The 10,407-nt window shown below is 72.9% G+C and carries 9 protein-coding genes and 2 pseudogenes; 7 read left to right on the plus strand and 4 right to left on the minus strand.

What is annotated here, in order from left to right; translation table 11 throughout:
- Nucleotide 1 precedes the first annotated feature (1 nt).
- From ACFYZY_RS21035 to ACFYZY_RS21045, 3 genes are read left to right on the plus strand one after another with little or no spacing between them, the layout of a single operon-like run.
- A complete protein-coding gene (locus ACFYZY_RS21035) occupies nt 2–1,993 on the plus strand; it encodes a putative baseplate assembly protein (protein WP_388696223.1) in 1,992 nt (663 codons plus the stop codon).
- Nucleotides 1,990–2,619: a phage tail protein gene (locus tag ACFYZY_RS21040; protein WP_388696226.1), complete on the plus strand. Its 630-nt coding sequence runs from the start codon at nt 1,990–1,992 to the stop codon at nt 2,617–2,619. The genes ACFYZY_RS21035 and ACFYZY_RS21040 overlap by 4 nt, the downstream gene beginning before the upstream one ends.
- On the plus strand, nt 2,612–3,886 hold the full coding sequence (locus tag ACFYZY_RS21045) for an NADase-type glycan-binding domain-containing protein (protein WP_388696228.1): 1,275 nt from the start codon (nt 2,612–2,614) through the stop codon (nt 3,884–3,886). The genes ACFYZY_RS21040 and ACFYZY_RS21045 overlap by 8 nt, the downstream gene beginning before the upstream one ends.
- 21 nt (nt 3,887–3,907) lie before the next feature.
- Here the strand turns inward: ACFYZY_RS21045 and ACFYZY_RS21050 are convergent, their stop codons facing one another.
- Together ACFYZY_RS21050 and ACFYZY_RS21055 are read right to left on the minus strand one after the other, a co-directional pair.
- A complete protein-coding gene (locus tag ACFYZY_RS21050; protein ID WP_388696230.1) occupies nt 3,908–4,450 on the minus strand; it encodes a hypothetical protein in 543 nt (180 codons plus the stop codon).
- Nucleotides 4,451–4,669: 219 nt separating this feature from the next.
- Nucleotides 4,670–5,200 (minus strand): hypothetical protein, encoded by a 531-nt coding sequence (locus ACFYZY_RS21055; protein WP_388696233.1) that lies wholly within the window; start codon nt 5,198–5,200, stop codon nt 4,670–4,672.
- Nucleotides 5,201–5,769: 569 nt separating this feature from the next.
- On the opposite strand from ACFYZY_RS21055, the gene ACFYZY_RS21060 reads away from it, so the two are divergent.
- Together ACFYZY_RS21060 and ACFYZY_RS21065 are read left to right on the plus strand one after the other, a co-directional pair.
- The gene (locus ACFYZY_RS21060) at nt 5,770–6,276 is read left to right on the plus strand and encodes a sortase (protein ID WP_388696235.1); all 507 of its coding nucleotides are present in this window, start codon (nt 5,770–5,772) and stop codon (nt 6,274–6,276) included.
- A 62-nt stretch (nt 6,277–6,338) separates the two neighbouring features.
- Entirely contained in the window at nt 6,339–6,923 is a 585-nt protein-coding gene (locus ACFYZY_RS21065; protein ID WP_388696236.1) for a class F sortase, read from the plus strand.
- A 269-nt stretch (nt 6,924–7,192) separates the two neighbouring features.
- Here ACFYZY_RS21065 and ACFYZY_RS21070 read toward each other — a convergent pair.
- Nucleotides 7,193–7,282: pseudogene (locus tag ACFYZY_RS21070) on the minus strand (acyl-CoA dehydrogenase); the annotation flags it as partial.
- Nucleotides 7,283–8,534: 1,252 nt separating this feature from the next.
- Between ACFYZY_RS21070 and ACFYZY_RS21075 the strand changes: the two are divergent.
- Nucleotides 8,535–9,002: a hypothetical protein gene (locus ACFYZY_RS21075; RefSeq protein ID WP_388696239.1), complete on the plus strand. Its 468-nt coding sequence runs from the start codon at nt 8,535–8,537 to the stop codon at nt 9,000–9,002.
- Between the two features lie 554 nt (nt 9,003–9,556).
- Here ACFYZY_RS21075 and ACFYZY_RS21080 read toward each other — a convergent pair.
- Entirely contained in the window at nt 9,557–10,108 is a 552-nt protein-coding gene (locus ACFYZY_RS21080; RefSeq protein WP_388696241.1) for a hypothetical protein, read from the minus strand.
- 93 nt (nt 10,109–10,201) lie between these two features.
- On the opposite strand from ACFYZY_RS21080, the pseudogene ACFYZY_RS21085 reads away from it, so the two are divergent.
- Nucleotides 10,202–10,300: pseudogene (locus ACFYZY_RS21085) on the plus strand (IS5/IS1182 family transposase); the annotation flags it as partial.
- Between the last annotated feature and the right edge of the window lie 107 nt (nt 10,301–10,407).

Below are 10,407 nucleotides of genomic sequence, written 5' to 3' on the forward strand. Positions count from 1 at the left end.
CATGGCCCTGCCCGCACCCCATCTCGACGACCGGCGCTTCCAGCAGTTCGTCGACGACGCCAAGCGCTACATCCAGCAGGCGTGTCCCGAGTGGACCGACCACAACGTCTCGGACCCGGGGGTCACCCTGGTCGAGGCCGTCGCGCACATGGCGGACCAGCTCGTCTACCGCCTGAACCGGGTCCCGGAGAAGAACCACCTGGCCTTCCTCGACCTGCTCGGCGTGACGCTCTTCCCGCCGGCCGCCGCCCGTGCCGACATCACGTTCCGGCTCTCGGCGCCGCAGTCGGAGCCGGTGCTGCTGCCCGCCGGCACGGAGGTGTCGACCGGGCGCACGGAGACGGAGGAGGCGGTCGTCTTCGCGACCACCGCCGACCTGACCGTGGTGCCCTGCACGCTGACGCACCTGCTGCGCCAGGAGGCCGGGGGCGCGCCCGAGGACCGTTTCCCGGCCCTGGAGGGCGGTGAGGACGTACCGGCCTTCTCGCCGCTGCCGCGCGTCGGCGACCTGCTCCTCCTGGGACTCTCGGCGGCCGTGCCGGACTGCGTGCTCGTGCTCGACCTGGACAGCCGGGTGGACGGCGTCGGCGTGGACCCGCGCAGGCCGCCGCTGGTGTGGGAGGCGTGGTCGGCGGCCGACGGCTGGACCGCGTGCGAGGTCGACGAGGACACGACGGGCGGGCTCAACCGGCCGGGCGAGGTGGTGCTGCACATGCCGTCCGGGCACGCGCTCTCGCGGCTCGGCGGGCACGAGGCGGGCTGGGTGCGCTGCCGGGTGGTGGAGCCGGCGGAGGGGCTGCCGTCGTACAGCGAGTCGCCGACGGTACGGGCGGCGGGGGCGTTCACCATCGGCGGCACGGTCCGCGCGGCGCACGCCGAGACGGTGCGGAACGAGCTCCTGGGCGAGTCGGAGGGGGTGCCGGGGCAGCGGGTGCGGCTCGCGCACGCCCCGGTCGTGGACCGGCCGCCGCTGCTGCTCCAGGTCGCGGAGCGCGGGGACGGCGGGGACGGGGACGGGGAGGACCCGGAGTCCGGCTGGTCGGAGTGGACCGCCGTCCACGACTTCGCGTCCTCGCGTCCCGGCGACCGGCACTTCACCCTGGACGCGACGACCGGCGAGATCGCCTTCGGGCCGAGCGTGCGCCAACCGGACGGGACGATGCGGCAGTTCGGGGCCGTACCGCCGAAGGGGGCGGCGATCCGCGCGGCCCGCTACGGCACCGGGGGCGGACGGGCGGGCAACGTGGCCCGTTCCACCATCAGCGTGCTGCGCAGCTCCATCCCGTACATCGCGCGGGTCGAGAACCGCGAGGCGGCGCGGGGCGGGGTGGACGGGGAGACCGTCGAGGAGGCCAAGACCCGCGCGCCCGTCACCCTGCGGGCGCAGGAGCGGGCCGTGACCGCGCGCGACTACGAGGAGCTGGCCCGGCGGGCGGCGCCGGAGGCCGCGCGGATCGCCTGTCTGGCGGCGGACGCGGCCGAGGCGGGCGAGAACGCGGTCCGGGTCCTGGTGGTGCCGCAGGCGGTGCCGGACCGGGGCGGGCGGCTGCGGTTCGAACAGCTCGTCCCGGGCGAGGAGTTGCTGTCCCGGGTGACCGGTTTCCTGGACGAGCGGCGCCCGCTGGGCACCCGGCTCGCCGTGGGGCCGCCGTTCTACCAGGGGGTGACGGTGGTGGCGACGCTGCACGCGTTCCGGGCGGCGGAGGTGGAGCGGGTGCGGGCCGAGGCCCTGGACGTGCTGTACGCGTACCTGGACCCGCTGACGGGCGGGGCGCACGGCGAGGGGTGGCCGTTCGGGCGCCCGCTGCGGGCCGGTGAGGTCTTCGCGGCGCTCCAGCGGGTGCCGGGGGTGGAGCTGGTGGACGAGGTGCTGCTGCACCCGGCCGATCCGCTGACGGGGCGGCGGGGCGAGACGACGGACCGGATCGAACTGGCGCCGTCGGCCCTGCTCTTCCCCTTCGACCACCGCGTCCGTGTGATCGAGGCCCGGTGAGCGGCGCCGCGGAAGGCCCGGGGAACGGTTCCGCGCGGGGCACGGCGGGCCGTTCCGCGCGGGGCACGGTCCCCGGCCTCGCGACCCCGTACCCGCTGGGGGCGGCGCTGCCCGCCGTCTACGCGGAGGACGACTTCGGGCAGCGGTTCGTGTCCGGCCTGGACGTCGTCCTCGCGCCGCTCTTCAACGTCCTGGACTCGCTGGAGGCGTACTTCTCCCCCGCGCTCGCCCCCGCCGACTTCGTGGACTACCTGGCGACCTGGGTCGGCGCGGAGCTGGAGGGCACCGAGCCGCTCGCGCTGCGCCGGCACGCGGTCGCCTCCGCCGTGGCACTGCACCGGGTGCGCGGCACCCGCCAGGGGCTCGCGGCGGCGGTCCGCCTCGCCTTCGGCGTTCCGCCGGAGATCACCGAGAGCGGCGGGGCGAGCTGGTCCGCCCGTCCGCTCGGCCCGTTCCCCGGAGAGCCCGTGGCCGGGCTGCGCGTCGTCCTGCGGACCGCCGACCCGGCCTCCGTCGATCCGCAGCGGCTGCGCGCGGTCGTGGCCGCCGCCCGCCCCGCGCACCTGCCGTTCACGGTCGCGGTGACCACTTCCCGTACGCCCGAAGGAGTTCGACCCCATGAGTGACACGCCCTCGTCCCGCCCCTGCCCGGACTGCGCGAGTCCGGTGCGCGCGGAGAGCCAGTCGTTCTGCGACAGCTGCGGGGCGTTCCTGCGCTGGGACGCCCCGGCCGGGACGCCCCGCGAGGAGCCGGCGCCCGCCCGCCCGTCGGCGGCCCCGGCGGACACCCCGGTGGCGGCCCCGGGGAACGGCCCGGCGGACACCGCGGCGGCGGGCTCCGGGACCGGCCCGGAGGTCGGCTCCGAGGAGGTCACCACGCCCCTGCCCGTGGTGGACCCGACGGCGGAACCCCCGGTACGGGAGACGGGCCGGGGTCCCGTGGAGGAGCGGGCTCCGGAGACGGCGGCGCCCGCCCCCTCCGCGGCCCCCTCACCCGCCCCGGCCTCTCCGGCCTCCGCGCCCGCCCCGGCCTCCGCGTCCTCCTCGTCCTCCTCCGACACGGTGGCCCGTTCGCTCCTGGTCCCGGTCCCGGGAGACCGTCCCCGGGACCCGGCGGTCGCGGCCCCGGTGCTCCCGGCGCGCCCGGAGGCGGCGCGCCCGGTCACACGGGGGGCGGGGGCGGTGGCCCCGGTCCAGGGCGGCACCCCGTGCCCGGCCTGCTCGCTCGCGAACACGCCCGGCCGTCACTTCTGCCGTTTCTGTGCGACGCCGATGGTCCCCGAGCGGCTCTCCACGGCCGAGGGCCCGTACGCGGGCCGGCGCCCCGGCCTCGCCCGCGACCGGAGCCGCTGGGTCGTCCGGGCCCTGATCGCCACCGGGATCGCCGCCGTGGTGGTCGGCGGCGTGTTCGGCGGCCCGCCGGCCGCCCGCGCGGTGCAGGACCACTTCGCCACCCGGGTCCCGGTCCACCCCGTCTCCTGGACGGCCTCCCACGCGGCGCCGGGGCAGGACCCGAAACTGGCGGGCGACGGCTACTCCAACACCTGGTGGGGAACGGGGTACGCGGGCGACTCGGCGGGCCAGTACCTGGAGGCGGCGTTCGCGGAGCCGACCGACCTGCTGAGCCTCCTGATCACCCCGGGCAGCTCGAAGAACACCACCCAGGCGGACGGCCAGGCGACCCCGCGCACCTTCGAGCTCGTGGTCAAGGACGCGTCGGGCGAGGTCCACGTCTCCCAGCACCTCATCAACGACGGCGGCACCCAGCGCGTCGACCTCCGCGTCCGCGACGCCCTCTCGGTCCGCCTGGTCCTCCGCACCGCCTGGCGGGCCGACCCGCGCAAGCAGGTGGCCGTCGCGGAGCTGGAGTTCTTCGGCAGGTCGGTCTCCTGAGGCGGGGCGGGGGCGGGGGCGTCACTTCCAGACGGCGATCGGGTCGCCCTTGCGGGAGTCGGGCACCCACTCGACGTGGGTCGGGCCCTTTCCGTCCTCATCGGTGAGGTAGATGGTGCACGACGTGTAGGTCTTGCCCTTCGGGGCGCTGTCGAAGTCCTTCGTGTCCGTGTCGTCGGCGCCGCACGGCTTGAACTCCGGCGGCACCTTCATGGTGACCTTGCCGTCCGCGCCGACGGTCGGAGTGGGGAAACCGGGCCGGATGCTCAGGGAGGTGAGCCGCCGCTTGTCGCTCCGGACGTCGAGGTCGGGCCACTCGGCGGCTCCGTCCGCGGTCTTGGTGACGCGGTAGTGGACGTAGTACGGCGTCCGGCCGGCGTACTCCCCGGGGTTCTGCAGCACCGACAGGTCGTCGGCACCGCCCTGCTCCACCTTCAGGACGGTCACTTCGAGGTTCTCACCGGTGGCCTTCCCGCCGTACGGGAGTTCCTGCCCGGAGGAGCAGGCGGTGAGGACGGCGGCGGAGAGGGCGATCAGGGCGGCGTGCTTCGGTCGGATCTTCAAGGTGTTTCCCGTGGGTGAGGTGGGGTCCGGTTCCCGGCCGGGCAGGCGTGAGGGCCTGTCCGGCCGGTCACGGTCGGAACCGGACGACGACGGTGGCGGCGGTGACGGCGCCGGAGTGGGTCCGCGCTCGCCGGGGCGGAAGGCGGCGGTCCGGGACCGGGTCCGACGCGTCGCCCGCCCGGCGGTGGAGCCGCCGGGGACCGCCGGACCCGGTCCGGTTCACAGCCCGAAGTGCTCCCGCGTCGACGGCGCCCTGTACAACGCCGTCCCCGCGCCCAGTACGACCGCGGCGGCCGCGAACCCGCCCATCTGCAGGCGCCAGTCGGGGGAACCCGGTTCCCACATGAACAGCCCCCTGCCCACGGCCAGCACCGAAAGGCCCAGGAGCGGGGTGCACCCGAAATGTGCCAGGGGCGGCCCGAAATCGGCTCGGGCGAGCGATCCGATCCCCCCGGCGAGGACGGTCAGGCCGAACAGGAGCCCCACACAGCAGAGGAACAGGCCGACGACACCGCCGATGACCCGGTTCTCTCCGGGCGGGGCGTCCTGCATCCACACCCACGTGGTGTACACGAGGAAGAGCATCCCGCCCGTCACCACCGTGCCGACCAGCAGGGCGTGCACGATGAACGCGATGGCCGGAAGCGGGCGGCGCGGGCTCCGTACCCGAGGCGCCCGGCGGGCGGGGGCTCCGTCGCCGTGGACCGGGGCGCCGGAACCGTGAGGGCTGCGGGGAGCGGGACTGGTCACGGAGTTCTCCTCTGCCGGGAAACACTCGTCGCCGATCCGGACCGGCGTGTCGCGCGCCGGGTTCCCGGCGAAGCCTCGCGGCACGGCCCCGGCACGACATCCCCCACTCTGCCCCGGTCCACTGCACGGTCGATGAAATCCTGCTGAAGGAGCGGGCCCGTCCGGCGGCGGGCCGCCCTCCCGCGCCGCGGAGCCCGCGCGCCGCCGGTACGGACACCGGGACGGGTGGCTCAGCTGTTGGAGAAGAGCACCGAGACGGAGGGATCCGTCCGGACGGCCCAGGTCCGGTCCGGCGGATCGGGGCCGGGTGAGCGGATCAGGGCCGGAGGCCCTCACCCGTTCGTCCCTCGGGCACGGACGCTTCCGGCACGGCGGTCCCACTGCCGTGACCTGCGGCGACGACGACGCGGACGGCGACCGGGCGGCCGACCGGGCGACGTCCCCGGGCGCCGCTCGTGTTGCGGCGACCCACCACGGGCCTTTCCCTCGTGCTCGGAGCACAGCACAGGAGCCGCGCGGACGAGCCGGGCGGGAATCGCTCCGCCCATCGCTCCGCCCGAGGAGAAACCATGCGTCTCGCCCGTACCGGTGCCACGGCCGTCCTGATCGCCGGCGCCCTGGTCCTGCCCGCTTCCACCGCCGTGGCCGCCGAGGGCGGTGGCGCCGCGTCGGGGGACGTTCGCGTCGCCCCGGGGACGGCGTCCCCCGGCGGCACCGTCACCGTCAGCACGACGGCGTGCGGCAAGGAGACCTACGGCAAGGGCGAGTCCGCGGCGGGCGGCACGTTCCACCTGCTCCCGGGCGACCGGAAGGGCGTCCTGACGGGTGAGTTCCGGCTGCCGGAGGACGCCTCCTCCGGTACGGACACCGTGACGCTCAAGTGCCCGCCCCGGAAGAAGGTGACCGCCACGTACCGGATCTCCGGTCGTCCGAAGGGCGCCGTCGACGCCGGCTTCGGCGGGACCGCGGGCAAGGAGAGCGAGTTCGGTCTCGGCTGGCTCCTGGTGGGCGCGGCCGTCGCGGGCGGAGCGTTCGGGATGCGCCGGCGCGCCGCGGGCGCGGGGAACCGGTCCTGACGCGGACCGGCGGCCGACGCCCGCGATACGTCCCGCTGCCGGTCTGGGCCGCGCTCGCCGGGGTGCTGCTGCTCGTCGACACGACGGTCGGCCACGACACCCCGCCACCCGCCGCGCAGGTCCCGCCGCGGGAGGCGCGGGCCGCCGGGGCGGACGTCCCGGACCGCTCCGGTTCCGCGGTCGAGCCGCTCCCCGCGTCGGACCCGGTACGGGTCCGCATCCCGCTCATCGGGGTCGATGCCCGGCTGATGCGCCTCGAACTGGACGAGGAGGGGAGGCTGGAGCCGCCCCCGCCGAACCTCCCGGCCTTCGCCGGCTGGTACGCCCGGGGGACCCCGCCCGGCTCGGCGGGGACGGCCGTCCTGACGGGCCACCTGGACACCCCCGCCGGCCCCGCCGTCTTCTACCGGCTCGGGACCCTGGAGCGGGGCGCCGGGGTCGCCGTCGAGCGCGCGGACGGCAGCACGGCCCTCTTCACGGTCGACGCGGTGGAGGAACACGCCAAGGACCGCTTCCCCGACGACAAGGTCTACGGCGGCTCCGGCGCCCCGGAGCTGCGGCTGATCACCTGCGGCGGCGACTGGTCCGGCGACACCGGCTACCGGGCCAACACGGTCGTCTACGCCACGTTGACCGGCGTGGGCTGAGCCCGTGCCGACGCGTCGTGCCGTACCCCCTCGTCTCGTCCACGAGACGCTCACCGATGCCGGAAACCACCGCCCGGATCATGCCCGCGATCCCCTGGAGACGTCTGCCGGGCGTCACCGAACGGGGAAGCGTCCTCATGCCCGGGAGCGAGGACCGCGCCGCAAGAGCGGAGCGACGGCATTCCCCGTCGCCGCGGAGGTCGGTCCCCGAAGCGCCCACCGGACACCTCGGGGAGCTGGGCGAACCCCACCCACAGGGCGTCGACCCGCTACTTCTCCGCCCGCACCAGCCCCCGGCTGATCACCAGCCGCTGGATCTGGTTGGTCCCCTCGAAGATCTGCATGATCAACGCCTTCCTGGGAGAACCAGCAGGTCACGGGCCCGCGAGGGCCTGTGACCTGCGCACGAGCCAGATCGGCCGATGCGTGCGGATGCACGCGAATGCGGGGTGATGCAGGGAACCCTTCAAGATCATCTCCCAATTTTCTCCCACTCCTCTCCCACCGGCTCACGGGAAAGGCCCCCGCTCTCTTCGAGCGGGGGCCTGGCACTGGGCGGGGAGGGTGACAGAGAAGCCCAGTGCGTTACCTCGGAATCATGGCCACGGGGGCTGGCACTCGGTGGCGCGTTCCGGCGGCGCCAGACTCGGGTGTCCGATACGGACCTTCCCCCTCGCTCTCATCATCTTGGTCGCCTTCTGCACGGCTCTCGCTTCCCCTCTCGCCAGCTCCCCCGGTGCGCGTCGCCGCACCGTGGTCCGCAGCTGGATCCGCATCTTCTGTCTCGATACAGACCGAGCGGTCTGCTTCATGGATGCGCTGCGCAACATCTCTTCACCTGAAAGCATGATTGACATCTAAACTCCTTCGCAGCATGGCGAGATCCGCTAGAGGCCCCCTCAGGCACACGCATATGCCACCTGACCAGGCCAGGAGACAGAAGGCCCGCTCACGGATCAAGCCGCTGTGCGCCCTCTGCCCCGGCATGCGCCAACCGAACATCGACAACTGGTCTTCGTGGGCGTCGATGTAGCGACGAGGGCGGCGTACGGTACGTCTCGCGTACACGGTTGAGGTGTGCAGCGCGCTGCTCCTCGGCCGTGGGCTTCTCCGCTTCGGACGAACAGCCTGTGAGGCACGCGACCGCGAGCGCGGCGGTGCACAGGGCCGTTGTCCAAGTCCCCCTTCTCTACATGATCTTGAGGCTAGGTGGCGGCCTCCCACATCCAGCCCGCCCTCCAGCACGCGCCGCGCCATGGCCCCCGAGGTCGGGTACGGCCCGCACGTTGCCCGATCAGGAGGCCCCGGCCGACACCGCGCGCGGCTCGTGCTGCGACAGCGGTGGGAGGACAGCTCGCCCCGATGGCCGCGATGGAGGCCGACCCGAGGTGATGTGATGGATCGACGACGGCTCGACCCACGACGAGGCGGCCACGCTGGCCAGCATGGATTGCCACCAACGCGATGAGCGAGCCTCGCACCAACCTAACGCAGTCCGGGAGACCGGGCTCTGACTCGACACCCCGGCCACTACCCCCATGCCGGGAGTGTGTAGGGTGCACGCGACCTGCGACGGATGGGCTGTTCGCAGGAGCACAAGGGGTGGGCTGGATGAGAGCGTTGTGGGCTTGCGGGCTGGCGGTGGGCATGCTCGGCCTGGCGGGCTGCACTGGAGCGACGGACGACGCCAAGGACGTACCGCCGCCGAACACGCCCTCCGCGGTGTGGCTCGCCATCACCGGCGATGTCGACATCCCCCTGCCGAAGGGGTCGGATGCTGGGCTCCGCGAGTCCTGCACACCCCCCTCGAACGCCAAAACGCAGATCGGGACAGAGGTCCGGGTGACCGACGACAGCGGCAAGGCTCTGGGGACCGGCGAGCTTCGACGCGGCTTCATCCGGGGCGAGCTCACGAGGAAGACGTGCAGTGTTGGCTTCTCCTTCCGGGTCTCCAGCGCACCCGATAACTACCGGCTGATCATCGGCGAATTCCCACCGATCCCGTACACACGCGAGAACATCCGCCGCGGAGTCTCTTTTATCGAGACGGAACAGGGCACACTCACGCCCAAGGGCTGACGGCCCGCTGAATCCCGAAGGCCCTTGCCTATCCCGGCCAAGAGCACGTCCTGCCACCCGAGCGCAGCTTCACGTGGCATGCGCGCACCTTCTTCCTCGGCACGCGGAACGTGCTGGTCCGGAAGGCGTGATGACGCTCTTTGGAATTTCAAGATCTTCATCATCCACGCCCTCCCCGACACAACCTGCGGCTGATCAGAGCCCTGCCATAATCCGGAGGTGACAAGCGATGCTGTGGGTGCGTCCGCAGACATACCCGACCCGGCTGCGGTATTGGCAAACACCAGCTGGGGCGGCCTGGAGCACGCCATGGGGCTTACCGAGGACGCACCGGCGATGCTGGCCCTACTGCTCGATGCCGACCAGCGCGTGAGGTCCGAGGCGTTGGACCACCTGCACCACGTGGTCCACCACCAGAACACCCTGTATGCCGCGACAGTCCCCGCCGCGCTCTATGTGTGCGCGATCCTCACCGACCCGCGCGCCAGCCTAAGGACTGTCCCGCAAAGATCTCGGTTGCGAGTGCGGAGCTGCCTGCCGAGCTGGCGAGGTGCTCAGCCGGTGGTTCGCGAGGTGTCCAGGGACTGGGCGAAGTCGGCGAGCGTGTGGAAGTCGTTCTCGCGTAGGCCGATCCGCGGGTTGACGTGGTGGAGGAGCCCAGGTCCTTGGTGGTGGGCGGTCACGTACGTCTGATCCAGCTCGCTCTGCTCGTCATCCACCCAGGCGAAGGGACGGCCGCCTGCGTAGCTCACCAACGGTCCGGTCTTCCAGTGGACTCCATCAGGACGCTCTTGGAACAAGGCGTCACCGAAGTCCACAAAGGGAAGTTCCGGAAGGCCCAGGACCGGTGCGATCCACCGGTTCGCGTCGTCCATCCATGTGGTGGCCCAGCACAACTCGAAGCCGAGCCGGAGCAGGATTCGTCCGTGCTCCGGGTTGAGCCAGACCCGCAGGGGGCGCCGTCGGAGCGCAAGGCCCCTGTCGTCCTCATGGGCATCGTTGCGGGGAACTCGGAGTGTGGTGTAGCCGTCGGGACGCCTCTCCGGCTTGGCCGCATAGGGGTTGAGCGGCCCGTCCACGTCGAGGAACAGCAGAGGTCGGTCCACGGTTCCCCCGGGTCTTGCTCACTGTTGACTGCCCCGAGCAGCGTAGCTGCGGGATTGTCTCGGCATGAGGCCGGCCTGCGCGATGATCATGACGTGGCGAGTGTGATCACGGCATCGGAGCCGTCCTGGATAACCCCGTTCGCGGGGCTGAGCCCCCGCTGCTTCGGCAAACTGCTGACCATGCTCCGGCGCCTTACGAGCTACTGAGCTCTTTCAGCGTGGCCACTGATCGAGTGACGCAGGCCGAGTCAGGATGGGGACCGCAACGCACAGGGCTCCCGTGCCGTTGAGGGAGGTGT

This window comes from Streptomyces sp. NPDC001744 (genome assembly GCF_042892575.1).
Taxonomy (GTDB): domain Bacteria; phylum Actinomycetota; class Actinomycetes; order Streptomycetales; family Streptomycetaceae; genus Streptomyces.

Coding starts and splice junctions, on each gene's coding strand:
- ACFYZY_RS21035 (WP_388696223.1), top strand. CDS start 2: ATGGCCCTGCCCGCACCCCATCTCGACGACCGGCGCTTCCAGCAGTTC.
- ACFYZY_RS21045 (WP_388696228.1), top strand. CDS start 2,612: ATGAGTGACACGCCCTCGTCCCGCCCCTGCCCGGACTGCGCGAGTCCG.
- ACFYZY_RS21060 (WP_388696235.1), top strand. CDS start 5,770: ATGCGTCTCGCCCGTACCGGTGCCACGGCCGTCCTGATCGCCGGCGCC.
- ACFYZY_RS21075 (WP_388696239.1), top strand. CDS start 8,535: ATGAGAGCGTTGTGGGCTTGCGGGCTGGCGGTGGGCATGCTCGGCCTG.